Genomic DNA, 14,985 nt, shown 5'->3' with positions numbered 1-14,985 from the left:
CCCGGGGCTCCTCACGTGGCGCCCCGCTCAGTGCCCGTTCCCGTTGTCGCCCGGCGGTCCCGTCGACGGCTCAGCCGGCGGTCCGGACGGCGAGCCGGTCGACGGCCCAGCCGGCGGTCCGGACGGCGCCGGACCCGGTGGCTGCTCGGGCACGGCCGGCTGCTGTCCCGGCGCCTCAGGGTCGCGCCCCTGTCGGCGCAGCATCTTGTCGACGACGTTGGCGACCCGCTCGTCCGCGCCGATCCCGTGCCAGCGCACCTCGCGCAGCGCCTCGGAGGCCATCGACCCCGACGAGCTCTGGATGATCGCCGGCAGGTCCAGCCCCTCGGCGACCACCTCCGCGAGCGCGACCAGGTCCAGCCGCGACACGACCGCGTCGAGGTCCAGCCGCGAGGCGATCTCGTCGATGTCCACCTTGTCCACGATCGGGCCCAGGTCCAGCTTGGCCGCGATGCCGTTGACGTCGACCCGGTCCAGGATCGGGCCCAGGTCCAGCCGGGAGGCGATCTCGTCGATGTCCACCCGGTCGAGGATCGCGTCCATGTCCACCCGGGCCACGGCGGCGTCGAGGTCGACCGTGGCCACCAGGGCGTCGAGGTCGACGTGGTCCTTGACCAGGTCGGTGACGTCCACGTAGCCCATCGCCTGGTCGACCAGGCGCGGGGCGACCCGGCGGCCGAGGGCGTCCAGCCTCAGGGCGGTGGCCTCCCGCTCGGCCCGCCCCCTCTCGGCCAGGTCCCGCAGCCACCGGGCCGGCCGTTCCCGCACCGCCGCCGGCGGCGCGAGCATCGCGGCGACCGGGCGCACCGCCAGGCCGACCGCCGTGGTGACCCGCCGGGAGCCGTCGAGCGCCGCGGCGCCCAGTCCCACGGCCACGTCCGTGACCCGCGGCGACGGGTCGGCCGCCGCCCGGTGCTCCTGCTCGGCCACGGCCCGCAGCACGCCCACCACCACGCTGTTGAGCAGCCGCGCGCGTGCTCGCGCCCGCTCCGTCCCCGACTCGTTCTCGTCCATCCGCGCCGTCCTCGGGTAGGTCTGCCGTCACGGTAGGTCGATGCCCCGGCCGGCACCTCATCCCCGCAGCGTGATCCGGGGTGAGGCCCGCGCTGCCTAGCGTGGGCCGCGGGCGAGCGAGGAGGACGGCATGCGGCGGCACGTGGTGGTCATCGGCGCGGGCGCCGCCGGGACGATGGTCGCCCACCGGCTGCGCCGCCGGCTCGACGCCGCCACCTGGGCGGTCACCGTCATCGACCGCGACGACCAGCACGCCTACCGCCCCGGCTTCGCGCTCGTGGCGTTCGGGACGTGGCCACCGTCGGCGGTCGTCCGCTCCCGGCACGCCTTCCTGCCCGACGGCGTTGACCTGGTCCTCGCCGAGGCCCGCCAGGTGGACGCCGACGCCTCGGTGGTGCTGCTCGCCGACGGGCGCCGGATCGCCTACGACCACCTTGTCCTCGCCACCGGCGCGGTCCCCCGCCCGGACCTGGTCCCGGGGATGACCGGGCCGCAGTGGCAGCGCAGCGTCGTCGACGTCAGCAGCCTCGAGGGGGCCACCGCGCTGCGGGAGGCGCTGCCGACGCTGCGGCAGGGGCGCCTGGTGGTGCACCTCGCCGAGCTGCCCGTCACCGCACCGGGCACGGCGCTGGAGCTCACCCTGCTCGCGGACGCCTGGCTGCGCCGGCGGGGGCTGCGCGACGGGGTGGAGCTGGTCCACGCCAGCCCGCTGCCCGAGCCCTCGGCCGGGGCGGCCGGCCTGCTGGGCCGGCACGGCGTGGTCGTCGAGGCCGGCTTCCGGGTGGAGCGGCTCGACGGTGACCGTCAGCTGCTGGTCGGGCACGACGGGCGGGAGCTGCCCTTCGACCTGCTGGTGACCGTGCCCCCGCACCGGGGCGCCGGCGTGGTGACCCGCTCCGGGCTCGGTGACGAGCTCGGCTACGTGCCCGTCGACCGGCACACCCTGCAGTCCCGGGCGTTCGCCAACCTCTACGCCGTCGGCGACGCCACCGACCTGCCCACGGCGCGGACCACCCGCACCGCCTGGCTCACCGCGCGCGTGGTGGGGCGCACGCTGCCCGACCACGCCGCCGGCCGCGCACCGTCGGCGTCCCTCGACCGGCGATCACGCGCGCTGCCGCTCGGGCCGGTCGACGACGGCCTGACGGACCGGGTCGCCGGTGCCCGGGGTGGCGCGCCGGGCCGGGCCGCTGCCCGCTGGCTCTACTGGCACGTCGCGCTCCCGGGGCGCCCGCTGCCGCTTCCGGTCCACACCGCCGCGGTGCCGACCGGGCTGCGCCGCCACGCCCCCGCCTGAGGGCGCCCGGTCACCAGTAGCCGGGGCGGCGGTGCAGGTTCTCGACCAGCCAGGCCTCGAGCTGGGCCAGGGCGTCGAGCAGGGTCGACACCGGGTACGTCGCGACCGGGAAGAGCTCGACGAGGTTCTCGATCTCGGCGGTCGAGCCGTGCACCGTGATCGCGCAGGCCCGTCCCACGACGTGCGGGCCGCTGCTGCGCTGGGCACCCCCGGCGACGGCTGCGGCCAGCTGGCGGCGCAGCTCCCGGGCCCGGTCGGGGTCCGGGCCGACGTCCCAGCCGACGAAGCTGATGATGACCTCGTCCCGCGGGGTCGCGTCGACCAGGAGCGAACCCTGGGCACTCCAGGCGAAGTCCAGCTGCACCAGCCGTGTCCTCCTCGGGCGTCCGCGCGGCCGGCCGACCGCGTGCGGCCAACGGTAGCCACCCGTCGTGGCCGACCCGAACCCGCCCGGCGCTCCGCCGCCAGCCCGACCGTCGGCGGGTTCCCGGCGGGACGACGCTGCGGCACCATGCGGGGACACCGACCAGGAGGAGCAGCCATGCCGCAGTACAAGGTCGTCGAGCTCCGCGAGGGGCTCATGGGCAGCAAGATGTCGGGGGCCAAGCTGGAGAAGGTGCTCAACGAGCACGGTGCGCAGGGCTGGACGCTGCGCGACATCACCGCGGTGGAGGTCAAGGGACGGGTCGGCCCGGGGGGCGTTGAGGGCGTGCTGGTGACCTTCGAGCGTCCCTGACCCGCCCGGTATACCGAGCCCGCACCTCCCGCGGCCAGGCCCTGGCCGCCTCCGGGTCACCGGCCCCTGCGGGCCTCACCCGGCGTCACCCCCGGCTCGGCCCGACCGCTCCACCAGAGAGCGTGCCCGGGACCGTCCGCGAGGACGACGGCGGCCTCACCCGGCGCCCCTACGGTGCGTCCATGAGAGCCACACCCGTCCTCGTCGCGCTCGCCCTCACCGGGGCCACCGCGGCGCTCGCCGCCCCGGCCGAGGCCGCGACCGGCTACCGCGTCAAGGTCACGTGCAGCGTGCCCTCCAGCCAGCCGGAGCGCCAGCTGGCCCCCAACTCCTGCTTCAACTACCTGCCCGATGGCACGCAGACGTTCACCGCGAAGGTGACCAACAGCAGCGGCAAGGCCGTCGCCGGGGCCGTCGTGCAGTGGAGCGACAACGCCAGCAACGCCGCCTTCCGCTCCAGGAACAACCCGTGCACCACCGGCAAGAACGGCACCTGCTCCGACGAGATCGTGGTCACCAAGCCCAAGGCCAGCGAGAAGATCACCGTCACGGCCACGTCGAACGGGGCATCGGGGACCGGCTACCTCAGCTTCCGCACCGGGGGCTGACCCGGGCGGCCGCGCGGGCAGCTACTCCGGCTCGCCGTGCAGCTCGGCGTCGGTCGGCTCGGCCTTGCCCGGGGTGCGCGCCAGCTCCTGGACCCGGAACCGCCGTCCGGTGACGCTGTCCGCGTCGATCCGCACGAACCGCGGCTTGGGCAGGCTGTGCCACGGGAACAGCGGCAGCTCCACCGCCTCGAGCACCTCGTAGAGCCTGGTCACCTCGATCGCACGGCCCTTGACCACCACGCTCCAGGCGTTGCCGGTCACCGGGTCGTAGCCGTCGACCTCGAAGGCCACGACGCGACCGACCGCGGCCGCCAGCTTGGTCCCCGCCGCCGTGCGGAAGACCAGGCTGCCGCGGTCGACGATGTGGTTCACCGGGAAGATCTCGGGGTGGTCGTCGACGATGACGGCCATCCGGCCCACGACCGCCTCGCGCAACAGGCCCCAACACTCCGAGGAGCTCAGCTCCACGGCGGGCACGGCGTCACCTGTTCCCATGTCCTCATCGTCGGCTCGACGTGGCCGGCTCGCTCAGTGCCGAAGGTCCTCGCGCCCCGGGACCTCCGGGGCGGTTGATCGCCCCGCGGTGGCTGAACCTCGCCGCCCGCCGGTGCACCTGGTGGCTGACGTCGCGGGCGCGCGGCACGACCGGCGGGGGCCGGTGGTCGGCGTAGAACACCCGCTTGCCGCCCTCGATGAGCGCCAGGTAGGCGAGGACCATGACGGCCACGACCGCCAGGAAGTCGGGCGGCGGCACCGTGAACCCCAGCAGGTGCGACACCGGGCTCACCGTGATGAGCACCCCGACCACGACCACGCTGAGGGCGGCCACCATGAGCGGCCAGCTGGGACGGCTGCGCCAGAACGGGATCCGCCGGGTGCGGATGGCGAAGATGACCAGCGTCTGCGTGGCCAGCGACTCGATGAACCAGCCGGTCCGGAACAGCGCGGGCCCGGCGTGGAAGGCCCCGAGCAGCACCGCGAAGGTCATGAAGTCGAACAGCGAGCTGAGCGGCCCGAAGAACACCATGAACCGCCGGATGAACGCCACGTCCCAGTGCGACGGCGCGAGCACCCGCTCGGGGTCGACCCGGTCGGTGGGGATGGCCAGCTGGCTGGAGTCGTAGAGCAGGTTGTTGAGCAGGATCTGCGAGGGCAGCATCGGCAGGAACGGCAGCACCGCCGAGGCGGCCGCGGCGCTGAACATGTTGCCGAAGTTGCTCGAGGTGCCCATCAGGACGTACTTGATGGTGTTGGCGAAGATCCGGCGCCCGCCGACGACACCGTCGGCGATGACCCCGAGGTCCTTCTCCAGCAGGATGATGTCGGCCGCCTCACGGGCCACGTCGGTCGCCCCGTCCACGGACAGCCCCACGTCGGCGCTGTGCAGGGCGAGCGCGTCGTTGACCCCGTCGCCGAGGAACCCCACGACGCGGCCGTCCTGCCGCAGCAACCGGATCAGCCGCGCCTTGTCCTCCGGGGAGACCCGCGCATACACGTCCACCGCGCGCACCCGCTCGATGAGGGTCGCGTCGTCCATCACCGCCATCTGCGCCCCGGTGAGCGTGCCGCTGGCGTCCACCCCCACCTGGGAGCACACGGTCGCGGCGACGACCGCGTTGTCACCGGTGGCGACCTTGACCCTGACGCCGAGGTCGGCGAGGCGCTCCAGCGTCTCGTGCGCACTGGCCTTGGGCTGGTCCAGCAGGACGAGGAAGCCGCGCAGCTCCAGCCCCGCCTCGTCCGCCGCCGTCAGCGCGACTCCCTCACCCGCCGCACGGGTCGCCACCGCGATCACCCGGTATGCCGCGGCGAACCGGGCCTGCAGCGTCACCTCAGCCGCGGCCGGCACCGCGACGCACCGGGCCAGCACGGACTCGGGGGCCCCCTTGGTGACCAGCAGCCGGGAGCCGTCCGGCGCCCGGACCAGGGCCGAGGTGAGCCGACGCTCGTGGTCGAAGGGCAACATCTCCAGCCGGGTGTAGCCCGTCGGCCCCTCCACGGCCGCCTCCCACAGAGCCGTGTCCAGGGGGTTGCCGGCAGAGGCGGCCAGCGAGGCGGTGTCGGTCCAGGTGTCCCCCTCGACGTCCGTCGCGAGCAGCCCCAGCGCCAGCACCTCGGGTGAGGTCACCCCGCCCGGGTCGACCGCCTCGACCAGGCTGACCCGCCCGTCGGTGAGGGTGCCGGTCTTGTCGGTGACCAGCAGGTCCATGTCGCCGAGGTCCTCGATGCACACGAGCCGCTTGACCAGCACCTTGCTGCGGGCGAGCTGGCGCGACCCCACCGCCAGGCTGGTGCTGACCACGGCCGGGAGCAGCTGCGGGGTGATCCCGATGGCGATGGCCAGGGAGAACAGCAGGGACTCCAGCAGCGACCGGTGCAGCAGCAGGTTGGTGAGCAGGATGAGCGCGGTCAGCGCGGCGGCGACCTGGAGCAGCAATGTGGAGAACTGGCGCAGGCCCACCTGGAAGTCGGTCTCCGGCTGGCGCTCGCCGAGGGCCAGGGCGATCCGGCCGAACTCCGCCCGGGCCCCGGTGGCCACGACGACCCCCGTGGCGGTCCCGCCACTGACCACCGTGCCCATCAGCGCACAGCAGCTCAGGTCGGCGACGCCCGCGCCGGGCCCGACCGGGGCGAGGCCCTTGTCCACCGTGGAGGACTCGCCGGTCAGCACCGACTCGTCGCAGTCCAGGCTCGCCACCTCCAGCAGGCGGATGTCCGCCGGCACGACCACGCCGGCGGCGAGGCGGACCACGTCGCCGGGGACGACGTCCTTGACGTCCACCCGCGCCGGGTGGCCGTCGCGCAGGACGGCCACGGTGTGGCGCATGAGGTCGTGCAGGCTGGCTGCGGCGCGCTCCGCGCGGTACTCGTTGACGAAGCCCAGCGCCACGCTGGCGAGCAGGATGACGCCGATGATGATGGCGTCGGAGGTGTTGCCGATGGTGGCCGAGATGGCCGCCGTCACCGCGAGCAGCAGCAGGACCGGGCTGCGCAGCTGGCGGCCCAGGACGCCCAGCGCCCGCGCGTGGTGCGAGCGGACCGCATTGGGGCCGCACTCGCGCAACCGCCTCGCCGCCTGCTCGGTGCTCAGGCCGGCGGCGCTGCTGGCCAGCCGGGTCAGGACGGCGTCGGCCTCGAGTCGCGCCGCCTCCTCCACCGGCAGCCCGGTGGGCGGCACCGGCTCAGGCGTCGTGGCCGGTCAGGCGCAGGCGTTGCTCGAGGTAGGCGTCCAGTCGCTGCATGTCGCGCCGGGCCGCGTCGAGGTCGCCGTGCTCGCAGGCGTCCTGCCAGTGCCGGCCGACGGCAGCAAGGACCCGATCGAGGTCGACCAGGGACACCGACTGCTCGGACTTGGTCTTCATCGCACACCACCCTGGTCGTCGGGGAACAGCCATGTCGGCTGATTCCTTTCTAGGGCAACGCATCTGCGACGGAAGGGCTGACGGTCCCAGATGACTCACGAATAGCCCACGGGACTAGTCCGGGTCATCGGCCGTTCGTCGTAGGCACGGCGCCGCACCATGGTCACCACGGATGTGACCCCTGCCCGCAGGGACCATGGTCACTACCCGCGCACCATCGGCCCGCCCAGCATCAGGGCATGGACCCGGACGCCCGACGACCTGTGATGTCCTCCGCCCGGAGGCCGCCGTGGCAGTGAACGCCACGCCTGAGAGCTCGCCCCCGTGGGTGCTGGACTTCGCCGACGGGGACCGGTCCATGGCCGACCTGCTCGGGGGCAAGGGGGCCAACCTCGCCGAGATGACCCGCCTGGGGCTGCCGGTGCCCCACGGGTTCATCGTCACGACCGCGGCGTGCCGGGAGTACCTGCGCCACGGGTCCGAGCCGCCGGGGCTGACGGCCCTGGTCGACGCCCACCTGGCCCGGCTGGAGCGGGACAGTGGCCGTCGCCTCGGCGACCCGGCCGACCCCCTGCTGGTGTCGGTGCGCTCCGGCGGACGGTTCTCCATGCCCGGGATGATGGAGACGGTGCTCGACGTCGGCGTCACCGACGACACCGTCCCCGGCCTGGCCCGCCGGGGCGGGGACCGTTTCGCGTGGGACTGCTACCGCCGGCTGGTGCAGATGTACGGCCGCACCGTCCTCGGGGTCGACGGCGCCCTGTTCGAGCACGAGCTGGCCGCCGCCCGCGCGACGCTGCAGGTCTCGCACGACGGCGAGCTCGACGCGCTGACCCTGCGCGCCCTGGTGGCCTCGTTCCGCCGGATCCTCCAGCGCGAGGTGGGCGAGGACCTGCCCCAGGACCCCCGCGAGCAGCTGCGCCGCGCGGTGCTGGCGGTCTTCTCCTCGTGGAACGTGCCGCGCGCCCGGTTCTACCGGCGCCAGGAAGGGATCCCGGACGACCTGGGCACGGCGGTCAACGTCGTGGAGATGGTCTACGGCAACACCGGTCCACGCTCCGGCAGCGGGGTCTGCTTCACCCGCGACCCGGCCTCCGGGGAGCTCGGGGCCTACGGCGACTACCTGCCCAACGCCCAGGGCGAGGACGTGGTCAACGGCAGCCGGGCCACGATCCCCCTGGCCCAGCTCGCGCAGCTCGACCCCGCGGCATACACCGCCCTGACCGGCCACCTGCGCACCCTCGAGGAGCACTACCGCGACCTGTGCGACGTCGAGTTCACCATCGAGGACGGCACCTTGTGGGTGCTGCAGACCCGGGTCGGCAAGCGAACCGCCGCGGCGGCGTTCCGGATCGCCTGCGCGCTGGTCGACGAGGGCCTGATCGACCTCGACGAGGCGCTGCGTCGGGTCGACGGCCACCAGCTCTCCCGGCTCCTGCACCCCCAGCTCGGCGACACCTCCGGCCACGACCTGCTGGCCACAGGCCTGCCCGCCAGCCCGGGCGCCGGGGTCGGCGAGGTCGCCCTCGACCACGAGACGGCTGCCCGGTGGGCGCGGGAGGGCCGCGACGTCGTGCTCGTGCGCCAGGAGACCAGCCCCGACGACCTGCCCGGCATCGTCGCCGCCCGCGCGGTCGTCACCGCCCGTGGCGGCCTGACCTCCCACGCCGCGGTCGTGGCCCGCGGGATGGGCCGGCCGTGCGTGGTCGGTGCGGCCGACCTGACGATCGACCTGGAGACCCGCACCGTCACCACGCTCGCCGGGACCACCCTCGCCGAGGGTGACACGGTCTCCGTCGACGGCACCTCCGGACGGGTCCACCTCGGCCGTGTGCCGGTGCAGCCCAGCGCCGTCGCGACCCGGCTCGCCGGGGGCGCCACCGACAATGGGACCGACCCGGTGTCGGACGGCGTGCTGCGCCTGCTGGCCCACGCCGACGCGCGGCGCCGCGTCGGGGTCCGGGCGAACGCCGAGACCCTGCCCGACGCCCTGGCAGCCCGGCAGTACGGCGCCGAGGGGATCGGCCTGTTCCGCACCGAGCACACGCTGCTCGGCGAGAGGCGGGAGCTCGTCGAGCGCCTCGTGCTCGACCGCGAGCGCGACGATGCCCTGCGGCAGATCGGCGAGCTGGCCCGTGCCGACCTCGTGCAGGTCCTCGAGGTGATGGACGGCCTGCCGGTCGTGGTGCGCCTGCTCGACCCGCCGCTGCACGAGTTCCTGCCCGACCTGACCGCCCTGGCCGTCGAGGTCGCGGTCAACGACGCCACGGGGGTCGAGGACGACGAGGCGCAGGCGCGGCTGGCCGCGGTCCGGCGCTGGCACGAGTCGAACCCGATGCTGGGGCTGCGCGGCGTCCGCCTGCTGGCGGTGCTCCCGGAGCTGGTCGACGTGCAGGCCCGCGCGGTCGCCGAGGCGGCCCTCGACCTGCGCGCCCGCGGGCTGGACCCGCGGCCCGAGGTGATGGTGCCGCTGGTGGCCGAGTCGGCCGAGCTGGTCCTCGTGCGGGCCCGGGTCGAGGCGGTCCTCGCCGCCGTGGCCGCCGAGCGCCGCACCACGCTGCGGGTCCCGGTCGGCGTGATGGTCGAGCTGCCGCGCGCCGCCCTCACCTCCGGGCGGCTGGCCGCCGTGGCCGACTTCTTCTCCTTCGGCACCAACGACCTGACCCAGACCACGTGGGGCATGTCCCGCGACGACGCCGAGACGGGGTTCCTGCGCACCTACCGGGAGCAGGGCCTGCTCGCCAGCGACCCGTTCTCCACCCTCGACGTCGACGGGGTGGGGCGGCTGGTGTCCCTGGCGGTGCGCGAGGGGCGCCGGACCCGCCCCGACCTCGGCCTCGGCGCCTGCGGTGAGCACGGCGGCGACCCGGACTCGGTGCGCTTCTTCGTGGCCGCCGGGCTGGACTACGTGTCGTGCTCGCCGCCCCGCGTGCCGGTGGCGCGCCTGGAGGCCGGGCGTGCGGAGGTGCTCGAGCCCGCCGCCGGCGGGGCGTGGGCCGACACCCGGTGACGGTGACGGGCCAGCGGCTGCCCGGCCTCACCAGCGAGGAGGCCGCCGCGCGGCTCGTGGAGCACGGCCCCAACACCGTGCCCCCTCCCCCACCCCAGCCCGTATGGCGACGGGTCGCCCGCGCGGTGGGCGACCCGATGGTCCTCGTCCTGCTGGCCGCGGTCGTGCTGACCCTGGCGACCGGGGACCTGGCCGACACCGCCGTCATCGCCGCGGTCGTCGTCGTCAACACCGTCCTCGCGGTGCGCCAGGAGGTCACCGCGGACCGGGCGGTCCGGGCGTTGTCGGACCTCGCCGCCCCGCACTGCCGGGTGGTCCGCGACGGGCTGGAACGCCTCGTGCCCTCCGCCGACGTGGTGCCCGGGGACGTGGTGGTCCTGGCCGAGGGCGACCTGGTCGCGGCCGACGCGCGGCTCGTGGAGGTCGCGGCCCTGCGGGTCGACGAGTCGATGCTCACCGGTGAGTCGGTGGCCGTCGACAAGGTGGCCGGCACCGGCGCACCCTCCACCGGTGCACGGCCGACCGACCGGGGCGTGTCCGCTGGGGAGCCCCCGGCAGACACGGTGCTCGCGGGCACCGTGGTCGTCCACGGCCGGGGGGTCGCCACGGTCTCGGCGACCGGCGCCGCCAGCGCGCTGGGTCGCATCGCTGCCCTGCTGACCGGGCCGCCGGTGGCGACCCCGCTGCAGCGACGGATGGCCCAGCTGTCGGCGATCCTGGCCGCGACGGCCGTCGCCCTGTGCGCCGTGGTCCTGGGCCTGGGGCTGCTGCGCGGTGAGCCGCTGGAGACCATGCTGCTGACCGCGGTCAGCCTCGCCGTCGCGGCCGTCCCCGAGTCGCTGCCCGTGGTGGTCTCGGTCAGCCTGGCGCTGGCCGCGCGCCGGATGGCCACCCGCCACGCCGTCGCGCGCAACCTCGCCGCTGTGGAGACCCTCGGCTCGGTCACGCTGCTGGCCACGGACAAGACCGGCACGCTCACCCGGGCCAGCATGGAGGCGGTCGACCGGTGGGTGGCCCCGGGCGCCGCGGACCGCGACCTGCTGCGCGCGGCCGCCCTGTGCAACGACGCCCGGCTCGGCGCCGACGGACCGGACGTCGGGGACCCCACCGAGGTGGCGCTCCTCCGGATAGCCCGGGAAGAGGGCCTGGACCCCGACACCCTGCGACGCGCCTACCCGCGCCGCGACGAGCGGGCGTTCGACCGGCTCCGCATGCGGATGAGCACCACGCACGAGTCGCTGACCCCCGGCGGGCCGGACCTGGTCCTGTGCAAGGGCGCCCCGGAGACCGTGGTGGTCCCGGCTGTCCTGGACGAGCCCGGGGACGTCCTCGCCGCCGCCCGCGAGCGCAGCCACGAGCTCGCCGCAGAAGGATGCCGGGTGCTGGCCTTCGCCCAGCGCGAGAAGGGCCCGCCGTCCTCCGCCGGTGTGGCACCCGGCGCCGGCGCCGACCCCGAGACGGGGATGCGCCTGCTCGGCCTGGTGGCGCTGCGGGACCCGACCCGGGAGGCGGCCGCCGGGACCGTGCGCGCCTGCCAGGACGCCGGCATCGAGGTCGTGCTCGTCACCGGTGACCACCGGCTGACCGCCGACGCCGTCGCCCGCCAGGTCGGCATCTCTGGCGACGGCTCGGTCATGGCCCGGGCCACCCCGGCCGACAAGCTGGCCGCGGTGCGCGACTGGCAGCAGCGCGGACACGTCGTGGCGATGACCGGCGACGGCGTCAACGACGGCCCGGCGCTGCGGCGCGCCGACATCGGGGTCGCGATGGGCGGCCGGGGCACGGAGGTCGCCCGGCAGGCCGCCGACCTCATCCTGGCCGACGACGACCTCGGCACCGTGGTCGCGGCCGTCGAGGAGGGGCGCCGTGTCTACGCCAACATCCGCCGGTTCCTGCTCTACGGGATCTCCGGAGGTGCCTCCGAGGTCGCCGTCATGCTGGCCGGTCCGGCCATCGGGGTGCCGCTGCCGCTGCTGCCGGCACAGATCCTGTGGGTCAACCTGCTCACCCACTCCTTCGTGGGCGCGGCGCTCGGCTCCGAGCCGGTGGAGGCGGGCTCGATGCATCGCCCGCCCCGCCGCCCCGACGAGGGCGTCCTGGGGTCCGGCCTGTGGTGGCGCATCCTCGCGGTCGGCGCCCTGCTCGCCGCGGCTGCCCTCGTGGTCGGCGCGGTGGTCGCCGGGGACCAGCAGCGGTCCGCCACCCTGCTCACCCTCGGGGCCGGACAGCTCGGCGTCGCCTGGGCCGTGCGCTCCCGAGCAGCGGCCGGCGCGGGCAGCAACCCGGCCCTGGCGTGGTCGGTGGCCGGAGCCGCCGCCATGCTGTCGGCGGCCGTGCTGCTGCCGCCCCTGCAGACCCTGCTGTCCACCACGACGGTCGCGCCGGCCGGGTGGGCCGGCGCAACGGCGGCCGGGCTCGCGGCATACCTGCTCGTGCGCGGGCTGCGCAGCGAGCCGCGCTGAGTGCGCACCAGCCCTCGCCTCCGGGGCCGGCGTCCCCGGTGACGGCCGCCGGGGATGCAAGGTCGGCACAGCTCACCAAGGAGATCCGGGATGTCGGTCCCTGAGTTTCGTGCGTCGTCGCCGTGGCTGGCGTTCACGGGGCTCCTTCCCGTGGTCATCATGGTCCCGATCCTGCTCGTGCACGCCTACGCGCTCGGCGTGGTCGTCGCCGCAGCAGGCTGCCTCGCCGTGGTGGGCTACCACCTCGCGCGGGGGCAGGGGATCACGAGCCTCGACCTGCTCGCCCTGGCGTTCGCGCTGGTCAACCTCGGCGTGTACTTCTTCGCCCACAGCACCTGGCTCATCGAACACGTCGCGGTGGTCTTCTACACGCTGCTGGCCGCGCAGTGCCTGGTCAGCCTCGTCCGGGGCGACCCGTGGACCGCCCAGTTCACCCGGCGCGTGGTCACGCCGGAGTTCGTCACCGACCCGCGGTTCCGGGCCATGAACGTGCGGGCCACCGCCGTGTGGGCCGCGGCGTTCGTCGCCTGCGACGTCCTGTCCGTGGCCCTGCGCGGCGCGGTGAGCATCTGGCTGCCGCTCGTCGTCATGGTCATGGCGGCCGTCGCGTCGAGGGTCATGGGGCGCCGCGTGGTGTCAGGCGGGACCGCGCACGGCACGGCCGCGGGGTAGCCACGACGCGTCCGACACCGGGGCTCAGAGGGGCACGGACCAGCGCAGCAGCGTGCCCGAGGGCTCGCGACGGCGGACCTCGAAGGTTCCCCCGCTGGCCAGCGCCCGGCGTTCCAGGTTGGCCAGTCCGCTGCGGATCGCCTCCGGCTCGGCACCCACGCCGTCGTCGGTGACCTCGACCACGAGGTCGCGGCCGACGGTGACGTGCACCCCGGCGGAGGTCGCGTTGGCGTGCCGGACGATGTTGGACAGCCCCTCGCGCACCACCGCGACGAGGTCGACCTCGGCGTAGTCGGGCAGTGCGACCAGCAGGCCCTCAACCACGAAGTCGGGCACGAAGCCCAGGCTCTCGGCCGCGGCGGCCACGATCTCGTCGAGCTCACCGCGCACCCCGGCGCCGAAGTCGGGCCGGTGCAGCGCGAAGATCGAGTTGCGGATGTCCTTGATCGCGGCGTCGAGCTCGTCGACCGCGACGTCGATGCGGTCCTGCACGACCTGGTTCGTGGCCAGCCGCGCGGCCGACTGCAGGGACAGGCCGGTGGCGAAGAGCCGCTGGATGACGTGGTCGTGCATGTCGCGGGCGATCCGGTCGCGATCCTCCAGCAGCACGGTGCGGGCCCGCTCGCGCTGCGCCCCGGCCGCCTCCAGGCCCAGGCCGGCGAGGGCAGCGAAGTCGGCCAGGTCGGCCAGGCTCGCGGTCGCGGCGGACTCGGCGCTGGGGTCCCACGCCACCACCAGGACGCCGAGCTCGGCCTCACCCACCGCGATCGGCACCAGCGCGGTCGGCCCGGCGGTCGCGATGGTGGCCAGCGCCCGGGCCGAGGCGACCATCGCCGGCTGCGGCAGGTCCTCGCCCGAGCCGGGGACGAGCAGCAGCGGCTCCCGCCCGGACATCAGCTCGCCCCACTGGTCGCCGCGCAGCAGGGTGCCGACCTCGGCCGCGCCGTCGACGGCGTCGATCGCCCGGACGACCAGGCCCTCGTCGTCGTGGATGCCGACGGCGGCCAGCTCGGCTCCCGTCAGCTCGCGCACCCGCCGCACCATCAGGGCCAGCGCGGAGCTCTCACCGCGCCCCTCGAGCAGCATGCGGGTGATCTCCCCGCTGGCGTCGGACCAGCGGCGCTGGCGGCGGGCACGCTCGTAGAGCTGGGCGTTGTCGATCGCGACACCCGCGTTGGCGGCGAGGGCGATGAGCATCGACTCGTCGTCGGCGGTGAACTCGGGTGCCCCCTGCTTCTCGGAGAGGTAGAGGTTGCCGTAGAGCCGGTCGCGGATCCGGATCGGGGTGCCGAGGAAGCTGTGCATCGGGGGATGCCCCGGCGGGAACCCGCTGGACTCGGGGTGCGCCGAGATGTCCCGCACGCGACGGGCCCGTGGGTCGCGGATGAGCAGGCCGAGCACACCGCGGCCGCGGGGCGGGTCGCCGATCGTTGCGCGCTCCTTCTCGGTGAGGCCGTAGGTGATGAACTCGCTCAGGTGCTCACCGTCCGGCCCGAGCACGCCGAGGGCCCCGTAGCGGGCGTCGACGAGCTGGCAGGCCGAGCGGACGATGCGGGCCAGCACCACGGACAGGTCGAGGTCGGCGCTGACGGCCACGACGGCGTCGAGCAGCGCCCCCAGACGCTCCTGCGAGCGCTGGGCGGTGCGTGCCCGCCCGCGCAGCTGCTCGAGCAGGTCCTCCAGCTCGAGGGCGGCCGGCCAGGGAGAGCCTTCGCCGAGGTCGATCCTCTCCTCACCCACACCAAGATCTTAGGCAGCGCAGGGCTGCTCGCGACCGTGCCTTTGACGTAGCAATACCTTCCCGCGCCGGACGCGGCCGCCCCG

General features: G+C 74.9%; 12 protein-coding genes. 6 read left to right on the top strand and 6 right to left on the bottom strand.

Annotated elements, in window-relative coordinates; genetic code table 11:
- Nucleotides 1–27: 27 nt before the first annotated feature.
- The gene (locus tag FB474_RS06860) at nucleotides 28–1,014 is read right to left on the bottom strand and encodes a hypothetical protein (RefSeq protein ID WP_141787964.1); all 987 of its coding nucleotides are present in this window, start codon (nucleotides 1,012–1,014) and stop codon (nucleotides 28–30) included.
- A gap of 130 nt (nucleotides 1,015–1,144) precedes the next feature.
- Between FB474_RS06860 and FB474_RS06855 the strand changes: the two genes are divergently transcribed.
- Nucleotides 1,145–2,311: an NAD(P)/FAD-dependent oxidoreductase gene (locus FB474_RS06855; protein ID WP_141787963.1), complete on the top strand. Its 1,167-nt coding sequence runs from the start codon at nucleotides 1,145–1,147 to the stop codon at nucleotides 2,309–2,311.
- A gap of 10 nt (nucleotides 2,312–2,321) precedes the next feature.
- Here the strand turns inward: FB474_RS06855 and FB474_RS06850 are convergent, their stop codons facing one another.
- On the bottom strand, nucleotides 2,322–2,675 hold the full coding sequence (locus tag FB474_RS06850; protein ID WP_141787962.1) for a hypothetical protein: 354 nt from the start codon (nucleotides 2,673–2,675) through the stop codon (nucleotides 2,322–2,324).
- Between the two features lie 177 nt (nucleotides 2,676–2,852).
- On the opposite strand from FB474_RS06850, the gene FB474_RS06845 reads away from it, so the two are divergent.
- Together FB474_RS06845 and FB474_RS06840 are read left to right on the top strand one after the other, a co-directional pair.
- Nucleotides 2,853–3,047: a DUF4177 domain-containing protein gene (locus FB474_RS06845; RefSeq protein ID WP_141787961.1), complete on the top strand. Its 195-nt coding sequence runs from the start codon at nucleotides 2,853–2,855 to the stop codon at nucleotides 3,045–3,047.
- 182 nt (nucleotides 3,048–3,229) lie between these two features.
- The gene (locus tag FB474_RS06840) at nucleotides 3,230–3,655 is read left to right on the top strand and encodes a hypothetical protein (protein ID WP_141787960.1); all 426 of its coding nucleotides are present in this window, start codon (nucleotides 3,230–3,232) and stop codon (nucleotides 3,653–3,655) included.
- A gap of 21 nt (nucleotides 3,656–3,676) precedes the next feature.
- Here the strand turns inward: FB474_RS06840 and FB474_RS06835 are convergent, their stop codons facing one another.
- The 3 genes from FB474_RS06835 to FB474_RS06825 are packed head-to-tail and all read right to left on the bottom strand — an operon-like array spanning nucleotide 3,677 to nucleotide 7,017.
- Entirely contained in the window at nucleotides 3,677–4,150 is a 474-nt protein-coding gene (locus FB474_RS06835; protein ID WP_141787959.1) for a pyridoxamine 5'-phosphate oxidase family protein, read from the bottom strand.
- Nucleotides 4,151–4,154: 4 nt separating this feature from the next.
- Entirely contained in the window at nucleotides 4,155–6,833 is a 2,679-nt protein-coding gene (gene mgtA, locus FB474_RS06830) for a magnesium-translocating P-type ATPase (RefSeq protein WP_141787958.1), read from the bottom strand.
- A 4-nt stretch (nucleotides 6,834–6,837) separates the two neighbouring features.
- On the bottom strand, nucleotides 6,838–7,017 hold the full coding sequence (locus tag FB474_RS06825; protein ID WP_141787957.1) for a hypothetical protein: 180 nt from the start codon (nucleotides 7,015–7,017) through the stop codon (nucleotides 6,838–6,840).
- 289 nt (nucleotides 7,018–7,306) lie between these two features.
- Here FB474_RS06825 and ppdK point away from each other — a divergent pair, with 289 nt between their 5' ends.
- The 3 genes from ppdK to FB474_RS06810 all read left to right on the top strand — a co-directional run bounded on the left by ppdK (nucleotide 7,307) and on the right by FB474_RS06810 (nucleotide 13,161).
- Nucleotides 7,307–10,027, top strand: coding sequence for a pyruvate, phosphate dikinase (gene ppdK / locus FB474_RS06820; protein WP_281286304.1), 2,721 nt, complete (start codon nucleotides 7,307–7,309; stop codon nucleotides 10,025–10,027).
- A gap of 2 nt (nucleotides 10,028–10,029) precedes the next feature.
- Nucleotides 10,030–12,489: a cation-translocating P-type ATPase gene (locus tag FB474_RS06815; RefSeq protein WP_221632461.1), complete on the top strand. Its 2,460-nt coding sequence runs from the start codon at nucleotides 10,030–10,032 to the stop codon at nucleotides 12,487–12,489.
- A 90-nt stretch (nucleotides 12,490–12,579) separates the two neighbouring features.
- Nucleotides 12,580–13,161 (top strand): hypothetical protein, encoded by a 582-nt coding sequence (locus FB474_RS06810; RefSeq protein ID WP_141787954.1) that lies wholly within the window; start codon nucleotides 12,580–12,582, stop codon nucleotides 13,159–13,161.
- 24 nt (nucleotides 13,162–13,185) lie between these two features.
- Here the strand turns inward: FB474_RS06810 and FB474_RS06805 are convergent, their stop codons facing one another.
- Nucleotides 13,186–14,901, bottom strand: a complete 1,716-nt coding sequence (locus tag FB474_RS06805; RefSeq protein ID WP_141787953.1) for a GAF domain-containing sensor histidine kinase — start codon at nucleotides 14,899–14,901, stop codon at nucleotides 13,186–13,188.
- Between the last annotated feature and the right edge of the window lie 84 nt (nucleotides 14,902–14,985).

The sequence above is a fragment of the Oryzihumus leptocrescens genome (genome assembly GCF_006716205.1).
GTDB classification, from domain to species: Bacteria; Actinomycetota; Actinomycetes; order Actinomycetales; family Dermatophilaceae; genus Oryzihumus; species Oryzihumus leptocrescens.
Note: the sequence above shows the minus strand (reverse complement) of the source record. Positions and strands in the feature narration are given on the sequence as shown.